Source organism: Streptomyces sp. NPDC107498 (assembly GCF_055582805.1).
Window position 1 is genome coordinate 1 of sequence record NZ_JBVJPE010000030.1, and the last position, 15,572, is coordinate 15,572.

The 15,572-nt window shown below is 69.1% G+C and carries 16 protein-coding genes and 1 pseudogene; 12 read left to right on the plus strand and 5 right to left on the minus strand.

Annotated elements, in window-relative coordinates; all coding sequences use genetic code 11:
• Window positions 1–136: 136 nt before the first annotated feature.
• Together ACZ66Z_RS33315 and ACZ66Z_RS33320 are read right to left on the minus strand one after the other, a co-directional pair.
• On the minus strand, window positions 137–589 hold the full coding sequence (locus ACZ66Z_RS33315; RefSeq protein ID WP_469939423.1) for a hypothetical protein: 453 nt from the start codon (window positions 587–589) through the stop codon (window positions 137–139).
• 190 nt (window positions 590–779) lie between these two features.
• The gene (locus ACZ66Z_RS33320; protein ID WP_469939425.1) at window positions 780–1,853 is read right to left on the minus strand and encodes a GDSL-type esterase/lipase family protein; all 1,074 of its coding nucleotides are present in this window, start codon (window positions 1,851–1,853) and stop codon (window positions 780–782) included.
• 556 nt (window positions 1,854–2,409) lie between these two features.
• Here ACZ66Z_RS33320 and ACZ66Z_RS33325 point away from each other — a divergent pair.
• The 3 genes and pseudogenes from ACZ66Z_RS33325 to ACZ66Z_RS33335 all read left to right on the plus strand — a co-directional run.
• Window positions 2,410–3,018, plus strand: a complete 609-nt coding sequence (locus ACZ66Z_RS33325; RefSeq protein ID WP_469939427.1) for an SPASM domain-containing protein — start codon at window positions 2,410–2,412, stop codon at window positions 3,016–3,018.
• A gap of 31 nt (window positions 3,019–3,049) precedes the next feature.
• Window positions 3,050–3,775, plus strand: a complete 726-nt coding sequence (locus ACZ66Z_RS33330) for a methyltransferase domain-containing protein (RefSeq protein ID WP_469939428.1) — start codon at window positions 3,050–3,052, stop codon at window positions 3,773–3,775.
• A gap of 9 nt (window positions 3,776–3,784) precedes the next feature.
• Window positions 3,785–4,924: pseudogene (locus ACZ66Z_RS33335) on the plus strand (IS110 family RNA-guided transposase); the annotation flags it as partial.
• Here ACZ66Z_RS33335 and ACZ66Z_RS33340 read toward each other — a convergent pair.
• Both ACZ66Z_RS33340 and ACZ66Z_RS33345 read right to left on the minus strand, forming a co-directional pair.
• Window positions 4,917–5,402, minus strand: a complete 486-nt coding sequence (locus tag ACZ66Z_RS33340; protein ID WP_469939430.1) for a hypothetical protein — start codon at window positions 5,400–5,402, stop codon at window positions 4,917–4,919. The pseudogene ACZ66Z_RS33335 and the gene ACZ66Z_RS33340 sit on opposite strands and share 8 nt — an antisense overlap.
• A 215-nt stretch (window positions 5,403–5,617) precedes the next feature.
• Complete coding sequence (locus ACZ66Z_RS33345) at window positions 5,618–6,088, minus strand: hypothetical protein (RefSeq protein WP_469939431.1); 471 nt, start codon at window positions 6,086–6,088, stop codon at window positions 5,618–5,620.
• Here ACZ66Z_RS33345 and ACZ66Z_RS33350 point away from each other — a divergent pair.
• The 9 genes from ACZ66Z_RS33350 to ACZ66Z_RS33390 all read left to right on the plus strand — a co-directional run bounded on the left by ACZ66Z_RS33350 (window position 6,069) and on the right by ACZ66Z_RS33390 (window position 13,181).
• On the plus strand, window positions 6,069–7,235 hold the full coding sequence (locus ACZ66Z_RS33350; RefSeq protein ID WP_469939432.1) for an SIR2 family protein: 1,167 nt from the start codon (window positions 6,069–6,071) through the stop codon (window positions 7,233–7,235). The two genes, ACZ66Z_RS33345 and ACZ66Z_RS33350, sit on opposite strands and share 20 nt — an antisense overlap.
• Before the next feature lie 74 nt (window positions 7,236–7,309).
• Complete coding sequence (locus ACZ66Z_RS33355; protein WP_469939433.1) at window positions 7,310–7,723, plus strand: hypothetical protein; 414 nt, start codon at window positions 7,310–7,312, stop codon at window positions 7,721–7,723.
• A 92-nt stretch (window positions 7,724–7,815) separates the two neighbouring features.
• Entirely contained in the window at window positions 7,816–9,156 is a 1,341-nt protein-coding gene (locus ACZ66Z_RS33360) for a UDP-glucose dehydrogenase family protein (RefSeq protein ID WP_469939434.1), read from the plus strand.
• A complete protein-coding gene (locus ACZ66Z_RS33365; protein WP_469939435.1) occupies window positions 9,153–9,683 on the plus strand; it encodes an NUDIX domain-containing protein in 531 nt (176 codons plus the stop codon). The genes ACZ66Z_RS33360 and ACZ66Z_RS33365 overlap by 4 nt, the downstream gene beginning before the upstream one ends.
• A gap of 50 nt (window positions 9,684–9,733) precedes the next feature.
• Window positions 9,734–10,027 (plus strand): putative ATP-grasp-modified RiPP, encoded by a 294-nt coding sequence (gene tgmA, locus ACZ66Z_RS33370; RefSeq protein ID WP_469939436.1) that lies wholly within the window; start codon window positions 9,734–9,736, stop codon window positions 10,025–10,027.
• Window positions 10,024–10,971, plus strand: a complete 948-nt coding sequence (gene tgmB / locus ACZ66Z_RS33375) for an ATP-grasp ribosomal peptide maturase (protein WP_469939437.1) — start codon at window positions 10,024–10,026, stop codon at window positions 10,969–10,971. Before tgmA ends, tgmB begins: the two co-directional genes overlap by 4 nt.
• On the plus strand, window positions 10,968–12,080 hold the full coding sequence (tgmC, locus tag ACZ66Z_RS33380; RefSeq protein ID WP_469939438.1) for an ATP-grasp peptide maturase system methyltransferase: 1,113 nt from the start codon (window positions 10,968–10,970) through the stop codon (window positions 12,078–12,080). Before tgmB ends, tgmC begins: the two co-directional genes overlap by 4 nt.
• Window positions 12,081–12,474: 394 nt before the next feature.
• Window positions 12,475–12,885, plus strand: a complete 411-nt coding sequence (locus ACZ66Z_RS33385; RefSeq protein ID WP_469939487.1) for a hypothetical protein — start codon at window positions 12,475–12,477, stop codon at window positions 12,883–12,885.
• Between the two features lie 41 nt (window positions 12,886–12,926).
• Window positions 12,927–13,181: a hypothetical protein gene (locus ACZ66Z_RS33390; protein ID WP_469939439.1), complete on the plus strand. Its 255-nt coding sequence runs from the start codon at window positions 12,927–12,929 to the stop codon at window positions 13,179–13,181.
• A 564-nt stretch (window positions 13,182–13,745) separates the two neighbouring features.
• Here ACZ66Z_RS33390 and ACZ66Z_RS33395 read toward each other — a convergent pair.
• Entirely contained in the window at window positions 13,746–15,500 is a 1,755-nt protein-coding gene (locus ACZ66Z_RS33395) for a P-loop NTPase family protein (RefSeq protein WP_469939441.1), read from the minus strand.
• Window positions 15,501–15,572 lie beyond the last annotated feature (72 nt).

Genomic DNA, 15,572 nt, shown 5'->3' on the forward strand with positions numbered 1-15,572 from the left:
GTCAGCCCGCCGCCTTGTGGATACCGCATGTCCCGGTGATACCGCACAGACGACGAGCCGTCAGCCCCTACGACTCCACGAGTTCAATCTCAGTAACCACTCCATGCAGTTCGCAGTGGGAGCTGCTAGTCAACCCCTACCGCTCTGCTGCGTCTGGGAGCGCTGCCGGCCACTGGGCCATGGGGTCCTCTGCCGAGGCCAGTTCTCCGGGGTGGCGGAAGACGCTGGCCATGTGCTCCATCATGACCTCTTTGAACTGTTCAGTGAGGTAACCGAAGGAGAGTCCCAAGCAGAAGCTGAGCACGTTGGCTGCGTCGACTTTGATGAAACTTTGAGCTGCCGCGATTGCGGCTTCGCCCAGACCCAGCTCGTCGATCTTGGAGCGGATGGCTTGGTGACTGGGGGATCGGATCCGGGAGTAGCAGACCGTCATGTCGAGCAGACCTGCCTTGCCCAGCTCGGCCAGGAGAACCTCGTACAGGCGGGGTCGGATACCGGCCTCGGTCCAGTCCCGGTCAATCGATAGCTCTGTTCCAACAGCCTGACCGCAGCCCCGCGCCATCGAGGTCCAGGACGGCGGAACGATCATTTGCCTGACAGCCTCTGGAGCTCGTCGGCAGCCCCGGTGCCGTGGGCGCCCCAGCCGTGTGCCGAGGTTGCGCAGGCGGACAGGTGAAGAAGCCGGATGCTCAGCAGTCGTATGCCGGTGAGTCGGGGCGTCCGCACGACTGCGGACGCCCCGCCCCTATCCGACGTAGCCTGGTCGTGCTACCTGCGAATCAGAGCTCGCTGCGCGGACGGCGCTTGCGCACGACGTAGAGAGCAGTGGCGCCGACGGCCAGAGCCGCCACAGCGATGCCCGCGAGAACGGGGGTGCTGCTGGACGAGCCTGTCTCGGCCAGGTTGTTGTCCCCCTTCGGTTCACTCGTGTCGGCGCCTTGGCCGCTACCGGCCGGGACAGGCGACTGGGAGGGGTCAGGCGTAGCGCTCGGCTCGGGGCTGCCGTCGTTCCCCGGCTTCTGAGACGCGTCGCCTTCAGGCAGGGCCGCTGCGAAGGCGCTCGCGATCACCTTGTGGCCCTCCGCATTGGCGTGAGGGTCATGCGCCGAGCACTGCCAGGTCAGTTGGCAGATCTTGGCCACGTTCACGGGCACCTCGCCGAAGCCGGGCAGGTTGCCGAGGTCGTCGAAGTCGTCGGAGGAGAAGCCCCCGGCTACGTCCGCCACCGTGAAGCCGGCGGCGGTGTACACCTTGGAGATCGCCGCGTTGCTGGCTTTGATCAAGACGCTGGAGTCCTTGGCGCTCTTGTGCCCCGCATCGCCAAGAAGCCATGACGCCAGGAACGGGTTGTAATAGGTCGCGCCCGCGTACTGCGTGCCTTCCGTACCCGCCTTGTGCAAAGCGCCCGTGATCTGGGCGAGGTTCTTGACGAGGGTCTGAACGGCGCTGTTCACACAGGCCTCGTCGACAGATCCGGTCGCGGACACACAATTGTTGATGTCATTGGCGCCGATGTTGATCGTCACATAGCTGACCTTGCCGTGATGCTTTGCCATGGCCTTCAAGGCGGCGTCCAGTTGGGACTTGGCGTCCGGATAGTTGCACCGGCCTCCGTTGACCAGTGAGTCGGTCGTCTCTCCGGAGCAGCCGAGGCGAATGTGCTCGAGTCCGGGCTCACGCTGCTTGAGCTGCTTGAAGAGCTGGTCGGTATAGGCGACGTCCGTGTTCCCGTCGACGCCCGGCTGGTATCCGGAAGCCAGCGAATCACCGAGTGAGATGTAGTAGGTGGTGTCGTTGCTGCTCTCGGAGCCGGCAGCGGTGGCCATTCCAGGTGTGCTCAGCACGACCGCCACTGCGGCAGCGACCATCCAGGGGCCCATGCGTCGGGACCACACGGTTGCCCGCCCTCCTGCTCGCTCACCACCGGAAGGCGGTCCGAAGACGGCCGTCGTCGACTCGGGGCAGCGTGTGCGGCCAAGGCGCTGAATGATTCGCATCAGATATGTGCACTTTCGGTGAATTGCGAAGTGAGTGCGCCGCCGGTAAGGGGACCGGCAGCGGATGACAAGGGAGCGCTTGACAGGCATGTGCCGCGTCGGCGGCACGCCTGGTACGGCAGAGGTGGCGCAAGGCCATGTCCGACGCCCTCGTGGTCGGCGGCAACTACGCTCCCCGTTCGCGCTGTTTCCTCGAGTCGTCGACTTCCCGGACGATCGTGACATGGCGACTCGCGGTCGAACGGTTCGGAGGAGCAGAGCTTCGGGCAGCGAATCGGCTCCTTCGGGGCACCGCGCCGCCCCGCGCAGGGTCGCGGAATCGGCCGGGGCAGCCCCACCGCCCCGGGCGCTCTTACTGATCTTTCCGTTAGTTCCGTGGGTGTGGCGGAGTCGTTGGTGGGATCCTGATGCGGTGTCTTTCAAGCCTTCGCCTGTTGTTCCTCCCTTGACGCGGCCGCAGTTGGCCGAGGCCTGGCGTGTGCGGGCGACCGAGTTGTTCGACCAAAGACGTTCGGGTGCCGAGATCGCACGGATGCTGGGAGTCAGCGAGGAGAGCGTGCGGCAGTCGAAACGGGTCTGGGAGGAAGGCGGCACCGATGCCTTGCGCCGGCGCCCGGCCACTGGTCGTCCGCCCAAGCCGGATGATGCCCAGGTCGAGCGGGTGTGGGCCCGTACCGAGATGCAGGCCCTGGGCGTTGACTCGGTCACCATCGACAAGGTCCGCGCGATCGGCCGCGCCGCCGACGGGCTACTTTCGTCCACGTCGTCGCTGTGCGGACGCTGCGGCCACGGCAGGGCCGCTATCCTCCCCGACGGCCAGGTGGCGCCCTGCGAGATGGGCCGCTTCCTGGCCACGGGCAACGTCAGGGAGACGCCACTTGCGGCAGTCCTGGCCAGCCCCGAGTGGACACAGGCACGCGCGAGCATCCCGGCTCGGGGCCCGGTGGACCCGTGCGGGCCGGATTGCGGGCCCTCGGACGACAGCTCGTCCGGGGGCGGCTCCTGCTCCCCGATGGGCTGAGGACGACCGAGAAGGACGGAGAGGAGCGGACGTGGACTGGCAGAGACACGCGAGACGACTGGCCGACGAGGTCGACCGGCCGGGTTCCCGCTGGGGGGCCGCCGTTGCCGACACCCCCCGGCACGTGCTCGTGCCCCGGTGGTACGAGAGGGACCAGACGGCCGGCGGCCGGGTGGTCCGCGACGGGGCGGCCGACCCCGACACGTGGCTCACCGCCGCGCACAGCGACAAGACGTTGGTGACGCGGGTCGGGGCCCTGCACGCCGACGACGCCGAACCCGGAACCGTCGTCACCTCCGGGATGTCGACGTCGTCCTCGACGGAGCCAGGCCTGGTCGTCGGGATGTACCGGCACGCGGAACTCGACGACGGGTGCCGCACGCTGGTGACGACCGGCACCGGCTACGGCACCGCCCTGGCCTGCCACCGCCTCGGCTCCGACCCGGTGACGAGCGTCGACTACGCCGACAAGGCCCCGGACGGCGGCGCTGTGGGCCGGACCGCCTACGAGCCGGCCTCTTTCATGGGCGCCCGCCAGGGCCACGACTACGAGGAGACGGTCCCGGACTCCGTCTGGGAAGAGGCGAAGAACAGCGACGGCAAAGCGAGCGTCAGCCGTCACTTCCTGGTGTTCGTACCAGAGACGTGGAGCATCCGCTCCATGCTCCAGCTCCATACCCCCGGCATCGAGCACCGCCACCGGTGGCACCCGGACCGGAGCCACACCGTCTGGATGACCCACCCCGACGGCTCATGAGCCCGCGCCCACGCCACCGCCGTCACCCCGGCCGGAAAGAAGGCGTTCGACAAACGCCTGCCCAACACCGAACCCAGGCTCCGCGAACTGTTCGCCAGGCCGAAGGCCAGGCACGGGACGGTGCTGGTCGTGGTCGACCAGCCGGCCTCCATCGGCGCCCTGCCGCTGGCGGTCGCCAGGGCCATGGGCTGCCCGGTCGCCTACCTGCCCGGCCTGACGATGCGGCGGATCGCCGACCTCCACCCCGGTGAGGCCAAGACCGACGCGAGAGACGCGTTCATCATCGCCGACGCGGCCCGCGCGATGCCCCACACGCTGCGGGCCATCGACGGCGAGGACGAGACCATCGCCGAGCTGGAGATGATCGTCGGCTTCGACGACGACCTGGCCGGGGAGGCAACGAGGGTCGCGAACCGGCTCCACGGCCTGCCGACCCAGATCCATCCCTCGCTGGAACGGGTCCTGGGACCGCGGTTGCAGCACCCGGCCGTCCTGGCCCTGCTGGAACGGTTCGGCTCACCGGCCCAGATACGCAAGGCGGGCCGACGGCGGCTGGTCACGCTGCTGCGGCCGAAGGCACCCAGGATGGCCGAGCGGCTGGTCGAGAAGATCTTCGACGCCCTGGACGAGCAGACCGTCACCGTTCCGGGCACCGAAGCGGCCGCTTTGATCGTCCCGAGTCTGGCCGGGCCCCTGACGGCCGCGCTTGATCAGCGCAAGCTCCTGGCCGGGCGGATCGAGGAACTCTCCTGGAGGCCCACCCTCTTTCCAAGGTCCTGACGTCCATGCCCGGGCATCGACGTCAGGACCGGAGCCAGGATCCTGATCGAGGTCGGTGACGGCAGCACCTTCCCGACCGCCGGCCACCTCGCCGCCTACGCCGGACTCGCACCCGCGACCCACAGTTCAGGGTCCTCGATCCGCGGTGAACAGCCCTCCCGAAGAGGAAACAAGCAGCTCAAGAGGGCTTTCCCCCTCTCCGCGTTCGCCGCACTCGGCGACCCGGGCCTACTACGACAAGAAGATCGCCCAAGGCAAGCACACACCCAGGCCCTGCTCTGCCCCGCCAGACGCCGGGCCGACGTCCTGTTCGCGATGCTCCGCGACGGAACCTTCTACGAACCGCAGCCGTCGGCCGCAGTCACCTGACCTGCGGGTCTGCGAGGAGGACGACTCGACCGGCCTCGACGTCGAAGCCGATCACCGGATGGCCATAGCGGCCTTCCGGGTCCAGCAGCACGGGCTTGCCCAGCCACCGGCCGATTTCCCGGAGGAAGCCGCAGAACACATCCAGTCGCTCCTGGCCCTGCAACTCCCGCAGGTCGACGTCGAAGTCGACTTCATCGGCAGCATGGAAGCGGAAGATCGCCGATACATCGGCAGTCGGCCAGACCCGCAGGTCCGGGCACTCGGCATCCGCCGGGCGGGACAGCACGGCCTCCGCCCGGGGCACTGGAGGCACCGTCTCTCCCTCGGAGTACTGGCACTTCCAGCCCTTCTCCGCGACAAGACCAAGGACCGTCTGCCAGTCCTCCACCGAGGCATCCGGGACACGCACGTCCGGCAGCGACCCCATCAAGTCCGGGTCGAAGAAGCACTTCACGTCATCCCACAGCAGATCAGCCACCCCGCCATGCTGCCCCGGCTCACCGAGTCGACGCACCCCCGTTTCCCTTGACCAAAGACATAGGGGCACCCCCCGCCTGCACTGGGGCCTGTCGGTAACCTCGGGCAGGTTGAGTGGAGAGTTTTTCTCGGTGAAAAATCGAACGTAACTGCACCCGCATTGGGCATTCCTCAACCTCGCGGGCTCGAGCGGCGCCCTCCGCCCCGAGCGCGACTCTATTTCGTTACCTCCCAGTAGCCGACAATAACTCCAACAGCTGCACCATGGACGAGGCTCTGGCCCGGCTGGAGAAGATCGCCCGGGTCCGCACCACGGAGGACAACAAGGACGCGATCGGCAAGCTCAAGGCCACCAGGAACGCCTTGATTCACTACGGCCACACCGCGGCAGCGCAGGCGGTCGAGGCGCAGACGGCGGCCGTGCTCGGGTTCCTGCTGAACTTCGTCCATCAGGATTTTCGCGGCGACCCCGATGTACACAGGACGATGAACGTCCTTCGGATGAAGCTGCGCGGTATCGAACGGCTTGTCCGCGACCGCATGAACCAGCTCTCCGGGACGCTGGAACCCTTCAAGCCGCACACTGTGCAGTGCGGCGACTGTGCTCAGTGGGCCATGGTGGTGGGAGAGGAGAACATCCGCTGTCTCTTCTGCCTGCGCGAGTTCGGTGGCGGTCGAGGAAGGCATCTGGCGCAGGACGCAGGAGCCGGCCAACGCCGAACAGTCCGGCTGGACCGAGGACGAGCACGGCCGCCGCCGCATCGTGCACTACCGGTACGAGTACGACCTGGACTACACCTACCCGGTACCGCGCCTGGTCCTGAAGGCCCTGTACCTCTACCACTCGGTGCTCGCCCCGGCCGACGAGATCGAGGCGTACCTGACGCAGGTGGACGCCTGGCTCGGGCAGGGCCGCTGGCGCAAGAAGGACGGCGGCATCTGGACGAAGGGCGACCTGCGGGCCACCGTCACCGAGTACGACGACCACCCCCAGGATGAGCGGGCCGACCGCGACACCCCGGCCGGCTTCCGGTCGGTCGACATCTGCCTGATCACCGACGAGTTCGAGGTCCCCAAGTCCATCCGTCAGCTCCCGTGGAACGTCCTGGCGGGCGGCATGCGGGTCAAGGAGCAGCGCGGCGAGCCGGAGATCGCGGACGACCTGTCCGACCTGCTCGACCACATGCCGTTCATGGTCGAGATCGGCTGCGGCAGCTCGATCGAGGCCGGGGTCCCGCCGCTGCACTTCCTGCACGAGGTGTACCGGGTCACCGAGCGGAAGGACAACACGCTCACCCAGTCGCACCGGTTCACCATGCGGCCGCAGGACGACACCCTCATCGAGGAGATGCTGACCGACCCGAAGACGAAGGCCGAACAGCTCACCGCGATGTTCAAGATCGCGTTCGAGGCGCAGCCGACCGTCGCGCACCACATCCTCAAGGAGCTGCACGACGCCGGGCACCTGGTCGGCCCGGTCGTACAGCACAACTTCGACCTCCTGGCGGCCCGCGCCGGGCTCCCGGAGTGCTTCGTGCGCCGCTACGACCAGAAGGTCCCGCCGATCCCCTTCGAGCCGCAGGCGAACGCGCTCGTGGTCATCGGCCTGCACGCCGACCGCCGCGCCGTTCAGGCCCGCGCCCGTGAGCGCGGCATGAAGGTCTTCTTCGTCGACCCCGAGGGGCTGATGGAGAACGACGAGTGGAAGGCGTACCCGATCGAGGGGGCCCGCGAGGGCGACGTCGTCGTACGGGCCGGTGCGATCGAGGCACTGACCCGCCTCAAGACCCTGATCGACGACCGCGACCGGGCGGAGGCGACGGTCAGGAACTGACCGCCGCTCCAAAGGGGCCGCGCACCACCCGGGCGCGGCCCCTACACCTCACTCACCCCAGGGAGGGGAACACCGTGGACTACGAGAAGAACCGCCCCCGGCTGCTGACATCGACCCGGCCCATGCCCGACTTCCGCGTCGTCGACGCCGACGGCCCCTGGCTGCACCTCGCGGACGGCGGCCACATCTTCGACGGATCGAGCGGCCTGCTCTGCGTGAACGTCGGCCAGAACAGCCGTTCCGTCCAGGCCAGGATCCAGGACCAGTTCGCGCAGTACTCGTTCGGCGGCGCGGCGGAGGTCACCTTCGGCAGCCTGTGGCCGCTGATGCGGGCGGCTGAGGAGCGAGGTGTCTTCCTGTACCCGTTCACCGGTGCGGGCGAGCCCAAGACGGAGGGCCTGGTCGTCGCGCCGCCGCTCACCGCGACGGACGGCGACATCGACTTCCTGCTCACGGCCCTCGGCGAAGCGGTCACCTCCCTGACCTGAACAAGCATGCGAGCAAAGCAAGTTGAGCCCGCTCGCCGATACCGTGCGGGAAAGCACCGACCGGTGCGGTACCGCACAGAGAAGGACCTGCAATGCGTGTTTCGGTAATCGGCTGTGGTCACCTCGGCATCCCGCACGCCGCGGCGATGGCCCACCTCGGCCATCAGGTGATCGGCGTCGACACCGACGCGGCGAAGATCTCGGCACTGAACTCCGGCAAGGCCCCCATCTACGAGGCCGGCCTGTCGGAGCTGCTGGCCAAGCACACCGCCTCCAAGGACCTGAGGTTCACTATCAGCCTCAAGATGGCCGCCGAGTTCGCGGACGTCCACTTCCTGGCCGTCGGCACCCCGATCGACTCCGACGGCCGCTCCTACGACACCGGCCAGGTCTTCGGTGCGGTCCGCGAGCTCGCGCCGTACCTGACCCGGCCGTGCACGATCATGGGCAAGTCGACGGTCACGGTCGGCACCACCAAGCGCCTGACCGAGCTGGTGCACCGCCTCGCCCCCGCGGGGGACGCCGTGAATGTGGTGTGGAACCCCGAGTTCCTGCGCGAGGGCCACGCCATCGACGACACCCTGCGCCCGGACCGGATCATCGCCGGCGTGACCAGCGAGCGCGCGGAGCGGACCGTGCGCGAGGTGTACGGGCCGATCATCGACTCCGGCGTGCCGCTGTTCGTCATGACGCCCGAGACCGCCGAGCTGACCAAGGGCGCCGCGAACACCTTCCTGGGCCTGAAGATCTCCTACATCAACGCGGTGGCCGACATGTGTACCGCGGCCGGCGCCGACGTCGCGCAGCTCGTCGAGGCCCTGGGCATCGACCCGCGGATCGGCCACGGCGGCATGCGCCCCGGCATCGGATACGGCGGCGGCTGCCTGCCCAAGGACGTCCGCGCCTTCACCGCGAGCGCCGGACAGCTCGGCGTCGACCACGCCGAGACGCTGCTCCTGGCGGCCGAGGCCGTCAACGACCGTCGCCCCGACTACGCGGTACAGCTCATCGACGCCGCCCTCGACCGGGAACTGTCCGGCGCCCGGATCGCGATGCTCGGCGCCGCCTTCAAGGCCGGGACGAACGACGTCCGCGACTCCCCGGCGCTCGCGGTCGCCAGCCGCCTGCACCAGCACGGCGCACAGGTCACCGTCCACGACCCCGTTGCGATCCCCACCGCCGCCCGGCGGCACCCCGAGCTGGAGTACGCGGACAGCGTCGACCAGGCGGTCATCGACGCGGACCTGGTCGTGGTCGGCACCGAATGGCCGCAGTACCAGGAGCTCGATCCCGAGGTCCTCGCCACTTCCGCGGCGGGCCTGACGGTCGTCGACTTCCGCAACATCCTCGACAGCCACCAGTGGGCGAAGGCCGGATGGACGGTCCACTCCGTCGGACGGCCGTCGACCGCACCCGCGGACCGAACCGCGTGAGCGCGGAAGGACTGCGGCCGCTGCCGATGACGCCGCAGGAGATGCTGACGCAGATCCCGGCCTTCACCGTGTACGCGGGCACACTGCTCACAGACCCGGCCGGCGGTCCGCTGCTCCTGCGGTCGGTGTACACCGGGAAGGGCTGGCAACTGCCCGGAGGACTCGCCGACCACGGAGAGGACCCGCTGACGACCGCGCTGCGCGAGACCGAGGAGGAGACAGGCCTCACGCTCGGCCCGGACCTGCCGATCCTCACGGTCGAGTTCATGCCCGTCGGCCCGGACTGGCCCCGACCGAAGATCGGCATCGTCTTCGACGGCGGCCGGCTCTCTCCGGCGAAGCTGGCGAAGATCCGGCTGAACCCCGATGAGCACGACCGCTTCGAGACTCGTCCGCTGGCGGAATGGGAGCGCGACGTGACGCTCCAGCGACACCGGCGGATCGCAGCGGCCCTCATGGCACGCCGCAGCGGCACCCAGCTCGTCCTCACCGACGAGCGCGCTCCCGAGACCAACACCCGCAGATAGGACCGTTCCACCTCTGGCACGTGCACTGCAATTTCCACAAGAGGAGAGTCATGTTCGCCCACTCTGATCGTCTCCCGACCAGCTCGTCCGTCCCGCAGGGCCTCGTCACCCCGGCCCCCTGGGGCGTGAGCCGCATGGCGCCCTACCCGACCATGGCGCCCGTGCACAGCACCGTCCGGCTCGACCCGGCCACCCAGACCGCCGTCTACTTCGACCAGCACGGCGCCGTGATGGAGATGCCCGGCCACGGGACCTCGACCGGCACCCAGCCCTCGACGGGCACCAGCCCGGACGGCAACGGCACCACCCAGGACACCGACTCGGGGAGTGACAACGACCAGTGACTGACACACGTCCGGTGTTGGTCGTCACCAGCCTGTACGACCCCACCGCCGACGTGGTGATCAGCGAGCTGCACGACCGGGGCGTCCCGGTCGTACGGCTCGACTCCGGGGACTTCCCCGCATCACTGTCGGTCGAGGCCGAGATCACCCAGCACGGAATCCAGGGGCAGCTCCGCACCCCCTCCCGTACCGCCGACTTGGCCCGCGTGCGTTCTCTCTACTACCGCCGCCCCACCGGGTTCGCCTTCCCCCACCTCAGCGAACAGGACGCCCGCTTCGCCCTCACCCAGGCCCGCTACGGCCTCGGCGGGGTCCTGGCGTCGCTGCCCGGGTGCCTCTACGTGAACCACCCGCACCGGATCGGCGACGCCGAGTTCAAGCCCTCCGGCCTCGCGGCCGCCGTCGACGCCGGCTTCCTCGTCCCGCCAACCCTCATCACCTCCGACGCCGACGCCGCGCGGGCCTTCGTGAAGCGGCACGGCTCGGTCATCTACAAGCCGCTCCACAACCCCGTCTATCTCGTCGACGGAGTCTCCAACGTCGTCAAGGTCGCCGAAGTCGCGGCCGAGGACATCGACGACAGCGTGTCCGGCACCGCCCACCTGTTCCAGCGGCGCGTGCCCAAGACGGCTGACGTACGCGTCACGGTCATCGGCGACCATGTGTTCAGCGTCCGCATCGACTGCGGCCTCCTGGACTGGCGCACCGACTACAGCCAGCTCACCTACACCGTCGTGGAAGCCCCGTCCGGGATCCAGCGGGCGCTGCGCCGGTACATGGACCACTTCGGACTCGTCTTCGGCGCTTTCGACTTCTGCGTCGGCGAAGACGGGGGATGGTGGTTACTCGAGTGCAACCCGTCCGGCCAGTGGTACTGGCTGGAGAGCGAGACCGGCCTGCCCATGTGCGCAGCGCTGGCCGACCTGCTGGAGAGGAAGCCGTGACAGACCAGGCTCAACACCTTCGCACGCAGCTCCTGAACGAGCTCACGGCCGCCGGCGTGCTGCGCACCGACGAATGGAAGGCGGCGGCGGGCGCCGTGGCCCGGCACGACTTCCTGCGCGATGGGTTCTTCCGCAACGCCGGCGGCGCGGCCTGGGCGCCGGTGCTGCAGGACGACCCGGGATGGCTCGAGGCCTGCTACCGCGACGAATCCCTCGTGACGCAGATCGCGGGCACGATCCTCCCGCAGCATGTCCGCGGTGAGATCCTGCGGGAGCCGACCAGCTCCAGCACTCTGCCGTCCCTCGTCCTGCGCATGCTCGAGGACCTCCAGGTCGAGCCTGGCATGCGCGTCCTGGAGATCGGCACCGGCACCGGCTACTCCACCGCCATCCTCGCCACCCGTCTCGGGGACGACCTCGTCACCTCCATCGAGTACGACAGCGACGTTGCCGGCCGGGCTGGCGCCGCCGTACGGGGGCAGGGCCTCCATCCCACGCTGGTCACCGGCGATGGGCTCCTGGGATACGCCGAGGGCGGCCCATACGACCGGATCATCGCGACGTGCGGCATCAAGACCGTGCCCCCGGCCTGGATTGAGCAGACCCGGTCGGGCGGCCTGATCCTCGCCACCCTCGGAGGCTGGCTCCACGCCTCGGAACTTGCCCGCCTGACCGTCCACGAGGACGGCACGGCCTCCGGCCCGCTCCTCGGCGGGCAGGTCAGTTTCATGCTCGCCCGGCCGCAGTCGCCACCGCCGCTCGGCCTGCTCCCCGACCTGGGCGCGGGCATGGAACGGCAGACCGACATCGGCGCGGACGTCCTGGACGACTGGACCACCCGCTTCATCACCCAGTTCGCCGTCCCGAACGCCCAACGGCTCACGCTCACCCGGGACGGCCGCAGCGAGCACGTCCTGGTCGACGCCGTCGCCGGCTCGTGGGCCGCCGTCTACGAGGAATCCGGCCGGTGGGTCGTCCGCCAAGACGGGCCGGACCTCCTCTGGGACGCCGTGGAGGAGCAGCTCGGCCGCTGGCACGCGGCCGGGAAGCCCGCCGCCGAGAAGACCACCGTCACGATCACCGGCCAGGGCCAGACCCTCACCTGGTGAACCCCGCAGAAGGGCCTGTTCATCCGCCTCACGGCCGGTGAACAGGCCCTTCTGGCATGTGGGGGTGTAACAGAAATCGACCGTTGACGTTCGTGAGGTGAAAGGGGTTGGCCTTTACGTCAACCCCGCATTGAACCGGAGGAACGGTGACGACCGCGACAGCTCCCCTCTCGCCCCAGATTTCGCCCCGAAGCGCACGCACCTGCAGGAGAGCCTGTTCGCCTGGCTCGAGCCGGAGACGGTGGCAGCACCTGCCCCTAAGCCCCGCAGCGAGCCCATTCCCGCCCCCCTGCCCACGGGCGCGGCGGCACCCCGGACGGCCTGGGAGTCCACCCCCGGCGGACCGCCGGCGTCCCTGAACCAGGCACGTCCCCGTGAGCCTCTCGCCGTGCCCATGCCGGTGCAGACGCCCGTCAAGGCCGCGCCTGAGGAGCCGCCGGCGCCGCCCGAGCCGACGAAGGTGAACGACCTCTCCCACGTGTGGGGCGTCGCCGCAGAGGTGGAGGTCTCCCCCCGGATCGCGAGCATCGCCGATTTCCGGGGCAGCTTCAAGGCCGTCGAGGGGCAGCGCGTCGACGCCCCTGAGGTGTACTTCCGGGGTTGCCGCCGCCCGTTCGACGAGGTCCGCGGCAAAGACTGCGCCGCCAAGATCGACAACACGCACCTGATCGGCGGCGACCAGTCCCAGCGCGCAAAGCGGAAGATCCCCACCCCTCCCCCGAACGCCCGCCTCATCCCCGGCGGCAGGATCAACCGCCGCGGCATCGACGCCTACATGTCCGGGGTCTCCCGCCTCAAGAACTGACTGCGCGACACTAACGCCGCCCACTGTTCATAGTGCGCGGCGTGACTACTCAGCAACCGGCACCGTCGAACGGCGACCCCTCCCTCGTCGACGCCCACGCCAACACCGACATGGTCGGGCCGGCGGGCTCCGACCCGAGAGTCGGGTGGGAGGCCTTCGGGCTCCTCCTGCTCTCCTTCGGCCTGCTCGGCGGCCTGGCCGCGCTGGACACGCTGCACTGGCTCGCCGGGCTGTCCGCCGCCCTCATCGGCCTGTGCACCAGCGGCACCGCCGTCCGACGCCGCGCGAGGACCTGATCGCAGCAGGATGCCCACTCCATCGCCGCCTTCGCGGGCTGCGCCAGGCGGACCACGGTCCTGTTCGGGGCCATCCCCGTGCGAGCGGGGAGCAGAGCCCTGCGCGGCGCGCGGCGGCCAGGCGGCGGGGGTCATCCCCGCGCGAGCGGGGAGCAGCCGCTGCTCGTCTGCGGTCAGCGACCGGCGCTGGGGTCATCCCTGCGCGAGCGGGGAGCAGAGCTTGACCGGGGCCATGCGGGCCATGGCCGAGGGGTCATCCCTGCGCGAGCGGGGAGCAGACTGCGTGAACTGCAATTTTGTAGCGCGCACAGTTCCGTCTGAACCACTTTCACCGAAACCGACAAACCACCCAGAGAACATCACAGGGCAGCACCACAAAGCCCTACGATCTTGCGTCATGCAGTCATCTGCCGGAAAAACGGAAAGACAGCGCTCTGTCTTTCCCGGGATCAGGTACGGGGCATGGCCGACAGCTGCTCGGTGCCTGCCAAACGGCAATACGGCCCGTCGACCACGCCCCATTCTGCTTTCACTTCGTCGGGTGCCCTGGATGGCGATGGTCTCCTACGTCTCGGCAACTCCGCTCCGTGGGCGGTTCCGCGCCCAGTGGCGGAGGGCGTCGAGGCTGTAGAGGTACTCGGCACCGTTCTTACCAGCGGGGTCCGGGAAGTCGGGGTCGTTGCGACAGGCCCAGCGCAGGCCTGCCAGGGTCGTACCGGCGAGCTCCTGTTGTGCGGACCGCAGCCCGACCAAGGGCTCCTCGCCCGAGTGCTCGGCGTTCGCCGCATCTTCCCCCGCCTCTCGGTGCGGTGGACGGTCGCCGGGTGCGTCCTGCGCCCGGAGGGTGCTCGGCGGCCGGTCGCCGGGAACGCCGGCCATGGCCCAGGCGCGTGCCTCGGTATCGGAGAGGTTGAGGACCTGGGTCTCGCGGGCGGTGCCGCCGAGGACGACCTGGACGCGGCCTGGGTGGCGGGTGGGCTTGGGGGCGGGGTGGACTTCGGGGACGAGCATCTTCCAGGCGTTGAGGGTGTAGCGGACGAGGATGCGGGTGGAGAAGTTCTCGCGCATCTCCGGACCGCCCAGCGCGCGGGCGGTGGCGGACTGGGCGACGAGCAGGACGTGCAGGCGTACCTGTCGGCCCATGAAGAGGATCTCGGCGAGGGCGTCGATCGCAGGGGACGTCTTGGGATCTCCTGTGGTGCGCAGCTTCTCCCAGTGGCGACGCAGCTGGGCCATGGTCGCGTTGATCTCTTCGAGGAGGATCACTTGGCGGGGGCCGACGCGCTCGGGTTCGGCGGCCAGGACGTCGTCGCCGAGCTGTTCGGCGAGCCGGATCCTGCGGTGCCCCTCGGCGCCGAGCTGGATCAGGGCGTCGTGGATGTCGGCGATGTCCCGGCAGTAGTTCACTCCGGGGATGCCGCGGGCCCAGGTGTGGGAGATCCGCTTGAAGTCCAGGATGTGGGCCTGGGCGCCATTGTGGAGGAACTGGCAGGCGATGGTGCGCAGGATGGTCGACTTGCCGCCGCCGGTGCCCGCGGAGATCAGGACGTGCGGGGAGTCGTGGTCGAGGTCGACCGACACCTTCTGCTTGCCCGCGCCGAGGCCGATGAGCGGCGCGGATTCCGGCACGGAGGCGAGCAGCTCGCGTACGCCCGGGTCGTTCAGGCCGAGCGAGGCCGGCGGCCGGTCCTTCTTCTTGACGATGAGGTGCGGGTCGCGGCCGGCCAGCCGCCAGGAGACCGATGCGTTCTGCAGGGCGAGTTTCTGCATGACCAGCTCGGCGACCTCGTCGCGGTTGAAGCGCAGATGCGGCGGCAGATCGACACGGATCTCGGCGTTGTCGTCGGTGAAGTCGACCGGTACATGGAGATAAGTACGCGGGTCGGTGTGCTCGGAGATCTGAAGCGGCCCGGCGAGCGCCTGATGCAGCGGCTGCACCCATTCCTTCAGCAGCTCACGCTGTGCCCGTCCCCTGATCCGGTGCATGGCCCCGCCGACCGCCGTGGCGAGCAGGGTTGCGGGGCCGGCGTATGTGAGGGCCTGGGTGACGGCGTCCGGATGGTGCAGATACCCGTACCCCCCGCCCATAGCCGCAGCGAGAAAAATGAGACGGACGGTGAGCCGCTGCCAGCCGGCCCGGTACGACGAGCGGCCCACGGGCCTGCCGAGGTCCTTGACCACGATCCGGCGGCCCGGCCGCCAGAACGTCGCGTCCGTGGGCTGAAGGCCGTCCAGGTCTTGCCCGGCGAAGAACCGGCTGGCGACCACGGCCAGGTTGTCGAGGCCCTCGTCGAGGCCGCGCAAGGGCACAGAAGGCATGGGCAGCTCCTCGAAAGGATCGACAACACAGGGATCTCTCACTCTTTGGCACGGAGCTCACCGCCACACTCA

Bases quoted from the DNA above. Each gene is read 5' to 3' on its own strand.
- tgmA (WP_469939436.1), top strand. From the start codon at position 9,734: ATGTTCGCCCACTCTGATCGTCTCCCGACCAGCTCGTCCGTCCCGCAG.
- ACZ66Z_RS33315 (WP_469939423.1), bottom strand. From the start codon at position 589: ATGATCGTTCCGCCGTCCTGGACCTCGATGGCGCGGGGCTGCGGTCAG.
- ACZ66Z_RS33345 (WP_469939431.1), bottom strand. From the start codon at position 6,088: ATGCCTTCCTCGACCGCCACCGAACTCGCGCAGGCAGAAGAGACAGCG.
- ACZ66Z_RS33360 (WP_469939434.1), top strand. From the start codon at position 7,816: ATGCGTGTTTCGGTAATCGGCTGTGGTCACCTCGGCATCCCGCACGCC.
- ACZ66Z_RS33385 (WP_469939487.1), top strand. From the start codon at position 12,475: ATGCCGGTGCAGACGCCCGTCAAGGCCGCGCCTGAGGAGCCGCCGGCG.
- ACZ66Z_RS33395 (WP_469939441.1), bottom strand. From the start codon at position 15,500: ATGCCTTCTGTGCCCTTGCGCGGCCTCGACGAGGGCCTCGACAACCTG.